This window comes from Pseudarthrobacter raffinosi (assembly GCF_023913735.1).
GTDB lineage: Bacteria > Actinomycetota > Actinomycetes > Actinomycetales > Micrococcaceae > Arthrobacter > Arthrobacter raffinosi.
Genome location: NZ_JAMXBH010000012.1, coordinates 157,118 through 170,736, shown reverse-complemented (window position 1 = coordinate 170,736; position 13,619 = coordinate 157,118). Strand labels below are relative to the sequence as shown.

The following is a 13,619-nucleotide window of genomic DNA, read 5'->3' as shown; positions in this document are numbered from 1 at the left end:
AACCGGATCGTCGGATGCCCACTGAAAAAGGTTGAGGGGCCGGTTCGGGCGGCCATACCCGAACCGGCCAATCAAATGGCGCTTAGTTCAGCGCAGTCCTAGGGAGTCCTGGCCACGCGTTCGACGGCGACCGGCTCGCCAGCGTCCAACTCGGCGGCATCGAACTCGCCGGCATCCTGTTCGAGGACTGCAGGTTCGGCTGGCAGAGCTGCGGGCACCATAAACCGCGGAAGCAACAGCTGGACCAAGGGCCCGATGGCGAGGGCGTAGACCACCGTGCCCACACCCACGGAACCGCCCAGCAGCCAGCCGACTCCCAGCACCACCACTTCGATCAGGGTGCGCGAGACCCGCACGGGCCAGCCGGTGCGCCGTGCCAGCCCGGTCATCAGGCCATCCCTGGCACCGGGACCGAACCGTGCGCCGATGTAGCAGGCGGACGCGATGCCGTTCAGCAACACGGCACCGGCAAGCATGCCGATCTGGCCGCCAAGATGCGAGAACGCAGGGATCAACGCGAGGCCGATGTCAGCGAAAACGCCCACCAGCACGGCGTTGCAGAGCGTGCCGAACCCTGGCCACTGCCGGAGCGGGATCCATAGGAGCAGCACCAGGAAACTCACAATGATGACCACCACGCCGATGCTCAGCCCAGTCCGGCCGGCCACTCCCTGATGGAAAACATCCCATGGATCCAGTCCAAGTCCGGCACGGATAAACATGGCCAGGGAGATGCCGTACATGGCGAGGCCGGTAAAGAGCTGGAGTAGTCTGCGAGTCAACATGACGACCACTCTGACAGATATCTGGCATTGAATTACATAGCCAGTCTGAGATACTGGCATCATGTCCCCTTCGCTGAACCCGCCCGCGCTGGCCCGTCTCCTGTGCGAGTGGAACCTCGGCGCCGCTCCCGCCTACCGCGAGCTGGCCGACGTCGTCCGTCTCCTGGTCCTGGACGGCCGGGTGGCCCTGGACACGGCCCTGCCCAGCGAGCGGGCACTGTCTGAGGCGCTGGGCGTCAGCCGCACCACCGTGACAGCCGCCTACGGCCACCTCCGCGAGCAGGGTTTCCTCAGCAGCGGGCAGGGCAGCAGGGGCCGGACCCGGATTCCGCGCCTGACGGCGTTGGGTACCACGGTGCTCACGGACCCGGGCCTTACAACCGCGGGGCGGACGCCCGGAACAACGTCTCCCGGGCTCGCGGCACCGGAGGGTCTGATTGACCTCGCCTATGCGTCGCTGCCTGCCAGCGGCGAGGTGGTGCATCGCGCGTTCGCGGCAGCCCTCACCGAACTTCCCGCCCTGCTGCCGGGATTCGGCTACGACGCCATGGGCCTTCTCCCGCTGCGCGAGACGGTGGCGGCGCGTTATACGGCGGCCGGCGTGCCGACCACTGCCGAGCAGATCCTGGTGACCTCGGGCGCGCAGCATGCCCTGAACATCATCATCCGCGCCTTGGCGGGCCGGCAGGACAGGGTGCTGGTGGAACACCCCAGCTACCCAAATGCCCTGGATGCGATCCGCGCGGCCGGGTGCCGGGCCATTCCGGTGGCGTTCACCGCAGCCCACGGCACCGGCAGTGACAGGGCCGACGGCGGTCCCGCCCTGGCGTGGGACATGCACGCCCTGCAGGCCGCCATGACACAGCAGCGTCCCAGGATGGCGTACGTCGTGCCGGACTTCCACAACCCAACCGGGCAGCTGATGCCCGATGTCCAGCGCCGCCAGCTGGTCCGGGCGGCCGTCGCTGCCGGGACGGTCCTGGTGGTGGACGAGACCCTCCGCGAGCTGAACCTCGACGGCGTCGAAACCAGCCCAGTGGCAGCCTTCAGTCCCGCCGTGGTCACCATCGGCTCGCTCAGCAAATCCCACTGGGCCGGACTTCGGACAGGCTGGATCCGCGCCTCCGAAGCCATGATCCAGCGCTTTGCGGCGGCACGGACGTCCTTGGATCTGGGCGGACCGCTTATGGAACAGTTGGCGGCCGCCCACCTGGTCCGCGCCCTCGACGAGCCGCTTCCCGCACGGCTCAGCGCCCTCCGGGACAACCGCGCCGCACTTTTGGAACTCCTTGCCGGACACCTCCCAGAGTGGGAAACGGCACGCCCGGCCGGCGGACTGTCCGTCTGGTCCAGGCTGCCAGCACCGGTCAGCACGGCGCTGACCATGATCGCCCCGGACTTTGGTATCCGGCTGGCCGCCGGGCCGCGGTTTGGCATCGGCGGCGCGTTCGAACGCTACCTCCGGGTACCTTTCACCCTGCCGCCGGACCAGCTGGAGACCGCCGTCCTGGCCCTGCGCTCAGCCCAGGACCGGCTCGATGCCGCCCCGCAGCTCCGCCGGTCCCTGAAGAACGCGCCGGCCCTGGCTATCGCGTGAGGCGTGGGATTTCGGGATCAGCTGCCGCCGGCACCGCGGCCTGCGGCCCGGCCCATCCGCTGCTTGGCCGTATTGGTCCCGGCCCCGACCGGGACATGAGCCGTAGCCTTGGCCAGCCCAAACTCCGGCATCCCGTTGTAGACAACCTCGATCCCGCCGGCCGGCACCTGGTACGTCTCATGCCACACGCCGACGTCGCCGGTCCCGGAGAGTTCCTTCATGAATCGTCGCCACGGTTCCAGGTGCGGGGACTCCCGGTCCGCGGCGAACTTCCGCAGGTGCTCGGGGCTCTCCCAGTAGCTGAGCAGGATGGTGGTGCGCCCGAACCACTGCTCACAGCCGAGCATTCCTGCCGCGGGGTCGGCGGCCAGGTGCTGGAGCATCCGCGGCATGGCGGCAGCCACCTTGCCGACGGTCCCGACCTTCCACCATCGGTTCGCCCGCATGCCGATCAGGAAGACCGTCACCGATTCGCGGCCCGGGTCAGCGGTGTACCGGCCCGGAAATACCCTCTGCGCCATGGGAACTCCTTCGGTTCGCGGTTTCATAACCTTGTTTCATAACACCGTTACGAAACAAGGTTATGAAACAATGGACTCTGTGGCAAGACCCGTAGTGCATAACGATTCCCTCAGGCAGGGCCTTCTGGCCGTCACGGCTGACCTGATGGACCACGACGGTCCCGCACGCGTCAATCTGCGGGATGTGGCAGCGGCCGCCGGCACGTCCACCACGGCCGTCTACTCGCTGTTCGGCGGAAAATCCCAGCTCCTGACGGCCGTCGTGGACGACGGGTTCCGGTCCTTCCGCGACTCACAGGTGGCCGCGGCCCCGGGCGGGCTTCGGGGACTCGGCGCGGCCTACCGGACCTGGGCGCTGGAGCATCGGGCACTCTACCGGCTGATGTTCGGCGGCGCACTGGCCGCCTACGTCGATTGCCAGCCCAGCCCCGATGCTGCCGCCGATGCCATGGAGCCCCTAATGGAAGCAGTGGCCTCCGCCCAGTCTGCCGGCACCGTGCTGCAGGCACCGGCGGAAATGGTCGCCGTCGCAATCTGGGGGCAGGTCCACGGCCTTGTAAGCCTGGAACTGGCCCAGGTGGGCCCGCCGGACGCAGACTGGGCCGCGGCCTACAGCGCCTCCCTCGACGCGGTCGCCCGCGGCTGGGCCGCCTGACGCGACCGGACTTTCCCGACGCGCCGATCCGCCCGCGACGCGCAAATTATCTGACGCAGGTGGATTTCCCGGTGCGCCAGATAATGTGCGAGTCGATAACCGTGCGCCGGCCTCAGGCCAACCTACGCGTAGACCTTTTCGAGGAAGCCGCTCCAGGCCTCGGTGGTCGCTGAAGAGTCACCACTGCCGCTGAAGTCGTGCACAGTCATACCCACCGGAGCACCGAAGGCGTTGCGGCCGAAGAACCGGTACATCGCATCCGACGTCCGCAGGCCCAGGAAGTTCTCGTTGGAGAAGTCCACTTCCCCGGACAGCCGCCCCACGCCGTCGAGCTCCAGCTCAACGGCGGAACCCCGCGCCGCAGAATCCACGCCCATAGCTTTCTTCAGGCGGTCGAAACCGTCCGGGGTCTGCGACGCTGTCGGAGACTGGATGTCCGTAAATACCGCCGGCTTGCCGTCGAAGTACTGCAGGTACTGGCCCAGCGTGTGCAGGTAGAACGCCGTGTGCTTGCTGGCGCCGTCGTACTGCTCGTCCCATTGGTCGGCGAAGATCCCGCTGTGGACATAGTGCAGCCGGGCGCGGCCGCCGTCGAGCGGTTCCAGCACGTGCTCCAGCTGGTTGAACCAGCCATCCGGGCCGTCCATCCGGGAGACGAGATGCGTGGGATGCTCCTGCACGGTCTTGACGTCCGGCCACTGGTCCGTGGGGAACATCCACGCCGGCGTTCCACTTGTCACGGCTTCCCAGACACGCTCGGGCGTGCCGGGCAGTTCGGTGTCGTACACGATCTCAAATTCACGGTTGTCAGTCATTGTCCTGCTCCTTCGCTGAGAGGGGTTTGATGGGGGTTTTGAGAACGGGGTGAAGAGCGACGACGAGCCGGTGCTTTCGTCCGCCCCCCGCCGAAGTGCCACTTGGGGGCGAGCCGCCTGCCGGGGCGCCGCCCGGGCCGGCGACCGCGCCGCCGTCGTGATACTTCTCCACCAGGCGGGTCACGGCGACACCGAGTTCCTCGGCAAACGCTGCCCGGTCCGCGGCCGTCCGGAAGGTGATCTCGCCGTCGATGGCGAACGTTGCCAGTTTCTGCCTGGCCGCGGCCGCGCCGGCGATCAACTTACCCACCTCCTGGACCATCCGCCCGGCGAGCGCCAGCAGCCAGAAGGCCGAAAACCTGTCCGAGAACCGGTGCGGATCCGGTGCCACCGACGCGAGGGCCACCGGGGAAATCAGGTAGGAGGCTGCCGTCGCCTGGAGGACGCGCTCGGTGACGTTCCCCTTGCGCCGCTCCTCCACGAGTTCCACGAGTCCGTGCCGCTCGAGGGCCTTGAGGTGGTAGTTGACCTTCTGCCGCGGCAGGCCCACCTTGGCGGCAAGCTGCGTGGCCGACCCCGGCTCCGCGAGTTCCTGGAGGATGCGCGTCCGGATCGGGTCCAACGACGCTTCCGCCGCGGCCGGGTCCTCGATCACTTCGATGTCCAACATGCGTCCATCTTGCCAACCGACAACTTTTATTGTCAAGAACTTTTTTACCGTCGGTTGTCAGGGTCGCCGGGAACACTCCGATTCGATGGTTCCCTGCCCGATCGATGGGTCCAACCATCGAGTGCGCAGGGAACCGTCTAAACGGGCGCGGGCTGGGGCGGGCTCGGGGCGGGGCCAAGGGACCCGGCAAAGTAGAATGGACCGGTGATGCAATCCCCCCTCCCCGTGCGCGAAGGCGTCAACGCCACCCGCCTGCGCCTGCCGGACGAGGGGCCGTGGACCACCGCGATGGACTACATGATGCACCGGTGGGGCCACATCGATCCGCAGGGCATCGAGGACAGGTTCGACGCCGGCGAGATCGTGGGCGAGGGCGGCGTCGCCCTGGACCGGGCCACCAGGCTCGAGGACCACACCTTCATCTGGTACTACCGCTCATTGCCGCCGGAGACCCGCATCCCGGTGGAAATCAGCATCCTGCACCAGGACGACCACCTCCTCGTGGTGGACAAGCCGCACTTCCTGCCCACCACCCCCGGCGGTACCTACATCCAGGAATCGGCCCTGGTCCGGCTCCGGAACCAGCTCAACCTGCCGGACCTGATCCCCATGCACCGCCTGGACCGGATGACCGCCGGCGTGCTGCTGCTGTCCACCAACCCCGAAACCCGCGGAAATTACCAGGTGCTCTTCGAGAAGCGGCAGGTGCAGAAGGAATACGAGTGCGTCTCCGCCGCGGAGCCCGCCGCCGGACACCCCGCCGTCGACTTCCCCGTGGTGGTCCGGAACCGGATGACCAAGTCGCGCAGCTACCTGCTGGCCGAAGTGATCGACGGCGAGCCGAACGCGGAGACCCGGATCGAACGGCTTGAAACGTTCGACGGCGGCACTTCAGCAGGTGCCGCTGGCACACGCGCGCCTGGCACCCCTGCGGCTGGCACCAACCTCGCCGAAACCCACTCCGCCCGCCTGGCGCGGTACCGACTGGAGCCGCACTCCGGAAAAACGCACCAGCTCAGGGTCCACATGGCCTCGCTGGGGCTGGGAATCGTGAATGACGCGTTTTACCCCGATCTGCTCGACAAGGCCCCGGACGACTACTCCAAGCCGCTGCAGCTTCTGGCCCGCGGCATCCGCTTTGTCGACCCCATCAGCAAAAAGCCCGTGGAGTACCGCAGCGGGCTCCACCTCAGCAAGGCTACTCAAACACCGCGCTGATCGAACACCGTCTTGAAGGCCTGCTCCATCTCGGGGCTGAACAGCACAAACTCCGCCAACTCGAGCGCGCTGGCCGGAAGTGAGGCACCAAACCCTGTGACGGCGTCGTACGCGGCCTCCGCCACCTGGCGCCCGTGCCAGCCGTACACTCCCCCGCCCACCGCCGGGACTGCGATGGAAGCCGCACCCAGCGAGTCCGCCAGCCGCAGGCTTTCGCTGAAGCACGAAACCAGTAGCGCCGGGTTGGTCTGCCCCACGTGCCGGTTGGGCCCAACAGTGTGGATTACCCAGCGTGCCGGCAGACGGAATCCAGGAGTGGCGACGGCCGCTCCGGGCGCCAGCCCGTGCGGCAGGTCCGTTTCGCGCAGTTCGCGGCAGGCGGCCAGCAGTTCCGGCCCGGCGGCCCGGTGGATGGCCCCGTCCACACCGCCACCGCCCAGCAAACTGGAGTTGGCCGCGTTCACGATCGCGTCAACCGTGCGTGTGGTGATATCGCCTTGGAGGATGATGATCCGCATGCCGCCAGTTTCCCACCTACGGGGTGCGGCTCATAGGCCCCGCATCACCGCAGCCGAGGCACGCAACCAGGCCTCGCGGGTGGCCGGCATCAGCGCCTGGTAGTTGAGCGGCCCGCCGGAGACGAGGGACTTGTCATGGGGAACGTCGAGGACTTCCCTTGTCAGCGTCTCGAAGTGGGTCCGGGTCCTGTCATGAAGCTGCAGATCGGTGTGCAGTGACGGCGCGGCCAGCAGGGTTACGGCGTTGCTGACTTTGTCCTGGTAGCCGCGTTCACGCAGCCCGTCCACGAGCCAGACCGCACTGGCCACCGTGTCTTCGCGGACCGTGGAAACGATGACCAACTCGTCCGCCGCCGCCACAGCGGCTTCCCAGTTCGAGGACCGCATGTTGTTGCCGGTGTCCACCATGATGATCCGGTAGAAGCGGCGCAGCGCCGAGTGCAGCCGGTCGAATTCACGGCTGCCGATGGTGGCGGCCCCGGCCGCGTCCTCGTCCGAGGCCAGCACATCAAACTGCGAGGATCCCTGGTAGCGCACATAGCGGTCCAGGTCCCCGATCCGGCCAAGGACAGGGTCTTCGAAGCGGTCCACTTCCCGCATCAGGTCAACGGCAGTGCCGGCGTGCCCGGCCAGAGGCGCCCGCCACCCCATGGTTCCGCGCGTTTCATTGTTGTCCCAGGCAAGCGTGTACCCGCCGCGCTGGATGCCCAGCGTCGCGGCCAGAAGCAGGGTTGCCGTGGTCTTGTGGGCGCCGCCCTTGGGGTTAACCACGACGACGGTCCGGGGGCCGTCCAGGCGCCGCTGAACCTCTTCGACGGCGTCCAGGTGGGCGAGTTCCCGCCTGCCGGGACCGAGGCTCAGGGAATTGCGGCTGAGCCGCCGGACAGCGCCCTGCCAGCCCAATTCGGCGAGCGGCGGGGCGGGCTGGGTGGGCCTGTCGGCGAGGAAATCCTGGAGGGTGGGAACGTCGTCGGGAATGGCTGCGGCCGGGAGGGCCGCGCGGGCTTGAAAATGGGCGGGAGCACGCAATGGCGCCGGGGGGACCTCGTCGGGCATGGCCGCGGGAGGGACTGCGATAGCCATGGCGGACCTTCCTTTCTGTAGTGGCTTCCCTATCTGTAACGGCTGCCCCATCTGTAATGGCTTCACTGTCTGCGGCTTCACTGCCCGGAGGTGCCGTGGCACGACGGACTCCGGCTCCGCCGCCATTCGCCACAGGCGCCTGCCGAGGCGGCCAAGCAGGTCGAGGAGGACCGACAGCAACCGGTACAGCAGAATGGCCAGGCCGATCACCGGCAGCGACAGCATCAGGATGGACAGGATGGAGAGCGCAGCGGCCGCCGGGTCGCCGGCGGCGATGGCCTCGCTGGCGAGCCCCGCGTGCTGCCGGATGGCGTTAGCGGTCTGCTCGATGATCATGGGGAGGTTCAGCAACATCCAGCCCAGCGCCAGGCACAGGAGCGGCACCACCGTGACTACCCAGATGGTGACGATGCGGCGCGCGAACGTCCGGAGCTCGGCAACCCGCGGATCCACCGCGCGTCCGGGAATGAGGCTGAGCAGAACCGGGCGGATTCGGTTGAACAAGTCGGGGACACCGGCGATGTCGGCCAGGACGAAGTAGCCGTCGAAGCGCAGCGTCGGCACCAGCTGCTGGATCATCTCGAAATGCATCAGTGCCGCCGCCAGCAGGAAAAAGCCCTGCCCTGTCAGCAGGTAGGCGCCGCCCAGGCCGATCAGGCACAGGCAGTTGAAGTACAGCCCGCCAAGGTCGGTGCGGATCCTGCCCGCCCGGCCCAATCGGTAGGAGTCGGTGACGTTGGTGAAGAATGCCGGGAAGACCAGATAGACGCCGACGCCGATCACTCCCGGCCTGGCGCCGCCGTACCGGCACGCGGTGGCATGCCCCAGTTCGTGGATCACGGCTCCCGCCGTCAGCATCGCGAAGATGCCAAGGAGCAGCGCCGGCGTGAGAAGTACCTGCGCCAGGGAAGCCAGGAAGTCGCCCCTGGCCAGCACCAGGATGTCGACGGCGGCCAGCCCGACCAGGACGGTGGCCACCACCGGACTCCAATACAGCGGGGCCAGGATCAGGGCTAGCGTGTTGACTGCCTTTTCCGGCAGCAGCGTTCCCCTCAGCCGCAGGGCCAGCAACGGGTTTGCCCGCGGCGGCGGCCCGGCCTCGGCTAAGTTCGCATCGGCGTCGTGAACGAGGCCCATCGGCGCCAGCCTGGTGTCGATGAGGTGGAGGAGTCCGCTCACACCGAGTTCGCGGCCGTAGGCGTCGCTGACATCGCGCGCCAGCTCATCAGCGGATTTCTCCGGCGAGACGGTGGCCATGACCAGCTGGAGAAGCTCCGACAGCTGGACAATCTGCCCGTCTCCGCGCTGCAGCAGGTAGCTGCGGTCCTTGAGACCAGACCCCTCAACCGGTCCCAGGAAAACAAGCCCGGGTGACGGCGACCAATGCCGGACAAAGTCAGCTTCGGGTGCTGTGGTCACGGTCCCCACCTAGGTTGAGCCACTAAGAACGGCGGGCATGCTCCGACGCTGAAGCATGCCCTCCGGGTTTCCTGTTGATCCTGCGGACCTACTGCTGCAGGACGATCACTTCCTGCCAGGCGGCCGAGTTCGCGATTGAACCGATCGAGGCCGCATTGATGGCGATCGAAAGGTTCACGGCGATCACGGGAGCAACGTTGATGTTGAAGAACAGCGTTTCCCTCATTGGAAGCAGTTCTGCAACCTCGGCGTCGAGATCCACCGGTAATAGCGCGGTTGATGCCGTCATAGCACCTCACCTCTCTCCCCCGGGCAATCCCAGGGTCCAGATATCGGATGATAGACGGACTTAACCCTGGACTACGGCGATGTTCTGAAGCGCAGTGCTGTGTGCTACCGCAAAGAACGACGCAGCGTTCAGAGCCACAGACGAGTTGCTTGCGTAAACACCCGCCCAATTCGTGTCCAGAAACAGGGTCTCCCGCGAAGGCAACAGCTCCACTTTCTGGCTTTCCAGTTCGTGAACGGTAAGTTCCTTCATCATGTCAATCACCCCCTTTCGACGTCCCGCGATCAGTCAACGCGTAGCCCCGTTGTGGCTTCGTTACTGGGCTGTTATTTTTCCGTTGTCGCATAAGACTAATGTGGTGACAGTTATGACTTGGGCGCCGAATAATCTTTGCCTAAGATGGTCATACTGGACAGTAATGTTCCTGGACGACGTAAATTGCAGACAAGGAAAGCAGGCGCCGATTCATGGCGGACATTGAAGGCACCATGGTCATCCGCGCGTGGGCGGAGCCTGCCCAGAACCATCGTGTACGGGCACGCCTGATCTCCAGCCATCCGGGCCAGGACCAGGAAATTGTGGAGACGGCCGGCGATGCAGAAGAAGTCATTTTGGCTGTGCAGCGTTGGCTCGATGTGCTGAAGGCATCAGAAACCACTGCCAGCGCATAACCGTAGATTCCTTATCGGCTGAGTCGATTCCGGCAAGCCCTTATTGAATGACAACCGGCGCCATACTGATTGACCAGTATGTGGACTTATTGCCGGTATATAAACCTCAAAAACCCCTGTTACTAAATTGCCTTGACATGATGCGCCCCAGTGCCACGATGGTTATCTGGGGTATCGCGTGTTGTCCGGTCGCTTGAAGGGGATAGGCATGACGGTGGCTCTCGCACAGGATTGGCATCTAAGCCTGCTGGGGGCCTGGCGGTTGCGCCGCGGCACCAATACCGTGACGGTGGCCAGCCGGGAACAGCGGCTCATCGCGTGTGTGGGACTCCTGGGCTGCAGGCACCGGAGTTTCCTGGCTGGCCTGCTGTGGCCAAAAAGCAGCGAAACGCAGGCTGCCGGGAACCTGCGCACCACCGTCTGGTGCATCTCCCACGCGTTCCCGCACCTTCTCCTGACGGGCGCGGACACGCTGGAGCTTCACGAAGCGGTCAGGGTCGATGTCACGGCGCTGCAGCGCCACGTCGCCACCCTGCAGTCCCAGCCTGAAGCCCGGATTCCTGACGGCTATCTCGACGACCTGAGCCGGGCTGACCTGCTGCCCGGCTGGTACGACGACTGGGTGATATTTGAACAGGAGCGGCTGCGGCAGTTGCGCCTCAGCGCGCTGGAGCTCATGGCCCGGCAACATCTGGCGGCCGGTGAACCCGGCAAAGCTGTTATCGCGGCGTTGTCCGCGGCAAGCATCGAACCACTGAGGGAATCCGCGCATCTGCTGCTGGTCCAGGCCCATCTGGCCGCCGGGAACCGAGCCGCCGCAGTCCGCGCCTACACGATGTTTGCCAGCCGCCTGGAGGGCGAACTCGGCGTCCTTCCCTCAAGCCAGCTGAGCGAGCTTGTCTCTGCGTTCCATCCGCACTGAGCGAGCATCTGCACTGAGCGAGGAATCATCATGGATACCCTCATCGAAATCCCCGGAGACCGCACGGCGGCCAAGTTCGCCTACGCGGCCGCCGGCCTGGGCGTAGTAGGCGTGGCATCACTGGGCGCCATGTACGCCATCGAAGTGCCAAAGAACGGACCCTACGTCTTCGGCACCATCAACGATGCCACCGGCGGCGTCTTCCAGTTGGTGATCATCCCGGTGATCGTCCAGGTTCACCGGCGCCTGCGCCGCACACCCGGCTCCGAGGCCGCCAAATGGCTGGTGATCGCGGCCAGTGGCGCAGGATCAGCAAGCTCGTTCCTCCTGGTCGCGAAGAAGCTCGATTTCACGGTGTCCACTGGCATCTCGGTGGGGGCAATGATGGTCCAGGCCGGCTGGTTCCTGCTGGCCCACCGGGCACTGCTCAAGAGGGGCAGCTATCCCCGGGATCTCGCGAAGCTGGGACAGTTCATTGGCGGCGCCTTGTTGGTGGCGTTGCCCCTGGCGGCGCTGACCGCGGTGGAACAGGCGCCGGCCTGGATCCGCTGGGGCATCGGCGGGGCGGGAATAGCCTTTGGCGCCACAGCGTGGGTCGCCTGGCCGTACTGGTATTTCCTCGCGGCCCGGCACCTCAGCCACGTCCCCAGGGAAGTTCCTGGCGGAGCCCCACGTCCACGCCGTCGGAACATCGGCACCGGGTACTGAGGCACTCGCTGAACCCAACGCCCGGCAAGTCCGTGCCGCTGGCCGGCTCAGGCCGTGCTGCCGCGCAAATGTGCGGTACTTTGTGGCCATGGACTTTGGCAACGCCGACAGCTGGGGGGCGGCGATTTACTTCTGGATCATCCCCGTGGTCCTCGGCGATGCCATCTTCCCGCCCATCCCCTCAGAGATGGTGGTGATTACCGGCGGCGCCCTCTCGGCCGACGGCCGGGCCAACGTCTTCCTGGTGGGGGCACTGTCCGCGGTGGCCTCCTGGGTCGGCGACATGGTGGTGTTCCAGCTCTTTAAACGCCGGCTCAGCCATGTCCTGGACCGCTGGCGCTGGGGCCGCAAGGTCCATACGGGCATCCACGCGGCCATCGCCAAGGCCGGCCGCTCCTCCACCTACGGAACCATCATCGGCGCCCGTTTCATCCCGGGCGGGCGGCTGGCGACGTCGGCGGCTTCGGGCATCGCCGACGTTTCGGCCCCGGGGTTCAGCCTGTGCGCCGGCCTCGGCGCGGTCCTCTGGGCCAGTTGGCTGGTGGGCCTGGGCTACTTCACGGGATCGGCAACCAACCTGCCGTTCTGGGCGAGTTCGCTGATCGGCGTGTTGCTGGGCCTGGTGATCGGGGCCGCCGTCGGCGTCATTGTCACCCGCCGGCGCGGCACCCGCTCACCCGTGGACGAGCCCGCCCCCGGCGAGTGAGCTGGGACGGCTGAGCTAAACGGGCGCCCAGCGGCCGCGGTTACGGCGGAGCACCGTCAGTGAGCCGGTGAGTGCAACGCGTTCGACGGCGTCGCGCATCATCGCTGCCGATTCGCGCGCCTGCTGGTTCTCACCGCTGTATTTGGTCGCCTCCACGAGGAAGCGGAGGTTCAGTTGGGGGACGCCGGCGGCAAGTTCGATCTGGTTGGATTCCACATGGTGACGGGTCTCCAACGCCTCGACCGCTGCGGCCATCACGGCTTCCGGCGGGTTGCCAGGCTTCAGTCCGGTGATTTTCAGGCGGGTCTGGAACGAAGGCATGCCTCAACCCTAATACGGCGTGTTCCTGGTCCCTTCCCTGTGGTGGGACAGCTGGACGGCGCCGGCGTCAGGCAAATAACCTCAAGCAGCTGCCGAGGTCCGTCAGGAACCGCACCACCATGGTTTTCCGCGCGGGACAGGACTAGACTGTGGCCTCGGTCTCATAGTCACACCTGACAATCATCAAGAAAGAAGACCGAACATGAGACGGACCACAATGCGAGTGATTGCGGCGGTATCGGCAGGCATGTTGGCATCAATGTTAGGGATCGGCGTCGCCTCCGCCGGCAGCCGGAGTGACCTGGCCGAAGTGCGACAGGCCACAACCCAATATCACGACGTTAGTGCGGCCATTGCCGCGGGCTACCAGCCCGTGGGTGAGTGCGTTCCAGGCATGGGCTTTCACTACGTCAACTTCAGTCAGTTCGGTCAGATGAATCCATTGGTCCCGGACGCACTGACGTATGCAGCGAACAAAACGGGCCAGCTCAGACTGGTCGCAGCGGAGTGGTTTAAGGTCGACGCCGACCAGGACCTGGCGACCGACACAGACCGGCCGAGCATGTTCGGCAAGGCATTCGACGGACCAATGCTCGGGCACGCTCCCGGCATGCCGATCCACTACGACCTCCATGCATACCTGTGGCAAGGTAATCCGGACGGCGTCCTGGCAACCTACAACCCGAATGTTCACTGCCCCGAACCGTAAGAGCGATCCGTT

Annotated in this window: 17 protein-coding genes; 8 read left to right on the top strand and 9 right to left on the bottom strand. The window is 66.0% G+C overall.

Translation table 11 applies throughout. From position 1 onward, the window contains the following. Positions 1-98: 98 nt before the first annotated feature. The gene (gene yczE, locus NG698_RS13200; RefSeq protein ID WP_252610234.1) at positions 99-785 is read right to left on the bottom strand and encodes a membrane protein YczE; all 687 of its coding nucleotides are present in this window, start codon (positions 783-785) and stop codon (positions 99-101) included. Positions 786-846: 61 nt separating this feature from the next. On the opposite strand from yczE, the gene yczR reads away from it, so the two are divergent. Beyond that, positions 847-2,382: a MocR-like transcription factor YczR gene (gene yczR / locus NG698_RS13195; protein ID WP_252610232.1), complete on the top strand. Its 1,536-nt coding sequence runs from the start codon at positions 847-849 to the stop codon at positions 2,380-2,382. A gap of 17 nt (positions 2,383-2,399) precedes the next feature. Here yczR and NG698_RS13190 read toward each other — a convergent pair whose 3' ends face one another. Continuing rightward, positions 2,400-2,903: a DUF4188 domain-containing protein gene (locus NG698_RS13190; protein ID WP_252610229.1), complete on the bottom strand. Its 504-nt coding sequence runs from the start codon at positions 2,901-2,903 to the stop codon at positions 2,400-2,402. Positions 2,904-2,973: 70 nt separating this feature from the next. On the opposite strand from NG698_RS13190, the gene NG698_RS13185 reads away from it, so the two are divergent. Next, positions 2,974-3,558 carry a TetR-like C-terminal domain-containing protein gene (locus NG698_RS13185; RefSeq protein ID WP_252610226.1) on the top strand — a complete coding sequence of 195 codons (585 nt, stop codon included), beginning with the start codon at positions 2,974-2,976 and terminating at the stop codon, positions 3,556-3,558. Between the two features lie 122 nt (positions 3,559-3,680). Here the strand turns inward: NG698_RS13185 and NG698_RS13180 are convergent, their stop codons facing one another. Next, on the bottom strand, positions 3,681-4,373 hold the full coding sequence (locus NG698_RS13180) for an SRPBCC family protein (protein ID WP_252610223.1): 693 nt from the start codon (positions 4,371-4,373) through the stop codon (positions 3,681-3,683). Beyond that, positions 4,366-5,043, bottom strand: coding sequence for a winged helix-turn-helix domain-containing protein (locus tag NG698_RS13175; protein ID WP_252599795.1), 678 nt, complete (start codon positions 5,041-5,043; stop codon positions 4,366-4,368). The genes NG698_RS13180 and NG698_RS13175 overlap by 8 nt, the downstream gene beginning before the upstream one ends. A gap of 207 nt (positions 5,044-5,250) precedes the next feature. On the opposite strand from NG698_RS13175, the gene NG698_RS13170 reads away from it, so the two are divergent. Beyond that, the gene (locus tag NG698_RS13170) at positions 5,251-6,261 is read left to right on the top strand and encodes an RluA family pseudouridine synthase (RefSeq protein ID WP_252599834.1); all 1,011 of its coding nucleotides are present in this window, start codon (positions 5,251-5,253) and stop codon (positions 6,259-6,261) included. Here the strand turns inward: NG698_RS13170 and NG698_RS13165 are convergent. The 4 genes from NG698_RS13165 to NG698_RS13150 all read right to left on the bottom strand — a co-directional run bounded on the left by NG698_RS13165 (position 6,246) and on the right by NG698_RS13150 (position 9,825). After that, positions 6,246-6,779, bottom strand: a complete 534-nt coding sequence (locus tag NG698_RS13165) for an O-acetyl-ADP-ribose deacetylase (RefSeq protein WP_252610221.1) — start codon at positions 6,777-6,779, stop codon at positions 6,246-6,248. The two genes, NG698_RS13170 and NG698_RS13165, sit on opposite strands and share 16 nt — an antisense overlap. A 30-nt stretch (positions 6,780-6,809) precedes the next feature. Continuing rightward, positions 6,810-9,281: a MinD/ParA family ATP-binding protein gene (locus NG698_RS13160; protein WP_252610219.1), complete on the bottom strand. Its 2,472-nt coding sequence runs from the start codon at positions 9,279-9,281 to the stop codon at positions 6,810-6,812. An 88-nt stretch (positions 9,282-9,369) separates the two neighbouring features. Then, the gene (locus NG698_RS13155; RefSeq protein ID WP_157768951.1) at positions 9,370-9,570 is read right to left on the bottom strand and encodes a hypothetical protein; all 201 of its coding nucleotides are present in this window, start codon (positions 9,568-9,570) and stop codon (positions 9,370-9,372) included. A gap of 60 nt (positions 9,571-9,630) precedes the next feature. Next, complete coding sequence (locus tag NG698_RS13150; RefSeq protein ID WP_205630648.1) at positions 9,631-9,825, bottom strand: hypothetical protein; 195 nt, start codon at positions 9,823-9,825, stop codon at positions 9,631-9,633. 212 nt (positions 9,826-10,037) lie between these two features. Between NG698_RS13150 and NG698_RS13145 the strand changes: the two genes are divergently transcribed. The 4 genes from NG698_RS13145 to NG698_RS13130 all read left to right on the top strand — a co-directional run bounded on the left by NG698_RS13145 (position 10,038) and on the right by NG698_RS13130 (position 12,577). Further along, positions 10,038-10,241 (top strand): hypothetical protein, encoded by a 204-nt coding sequence (locus NG698_RS13145; protein WP_252599798.1) that lies wholly within the window; start codon positions 10,038-10,040, stop codon positions 10,239-10,241. A 208-nt stretch (positions 10,242-10,449) separates the two neighbouring features. Continuing rightward, positions 10,450-11,163 carry an AfsR/SARP family transcriptional regulator gene (locus tag NG698_RS13140; RefSeq protein ID WP_252599799.1) on the top strand — a complete coding sequence of 238 codons (714 nt, stop codon included), beginning with the start codon at positions 10,450-10,452 and terminating at the stop codon, positions 11,161-11,163. Between the two features lie 30 nt (positions 11,164-11,193). Then, positions 11,194-11,871: a hypothetical protein gene (locus tag NG698_RS13135; protein WP_252610217.1), complete on the top strand. Its 678-nt coding sequence runs from the start codon at positions 11,194-11,196 to the stop codon at positions 11,869-11,871. Positions 11,872-11,959: 88 nt separating this feature from the next. Further along, positions 11,960-12,577, top strand: a complete 618-nt coding sequence (locus NG698_RS13130; protein WP_252610214.1) for a DedA family protein — start codon at positions 11,960-11,962, stop codon at positions 12,575-12,577. A 15-nt stretch (positions 12,578-12,592) separates the two neighbouring features. Here NG698_RS13130 and NG698_RS13125 read toward each other — a convergent pair whose 3' ends face one another. After that, on the bottom strand, positions 12,593-12,898 hold the full coding sequence (locus tag NG698_RS13125; RefSeq protein WP_252610212.1) for a hypothetical protein: 306 nt from the start codon (positions 12,896-12,898) through the stop codon (positions 12,593-12,595). Positions 12,899-13,100: 202 nt separating this feature from the next. On the opposite strand from NG698_RS13125, the gene NG698_RS13120 reads away from it, so the two are divergent. Then, positions 13,101-13,607 (top strand): hypothetical protein, encoded by a 507-nt coding sequence (locus tag NG698_RS13120; RefSeq protein ID WP_252610210.1) that lies wholly within the window; start codon positions 13,101-13,103, stop codon positions 13,605-13,607. Positions 13,608-13,619 lie beyond the last annotated feature (12 nt).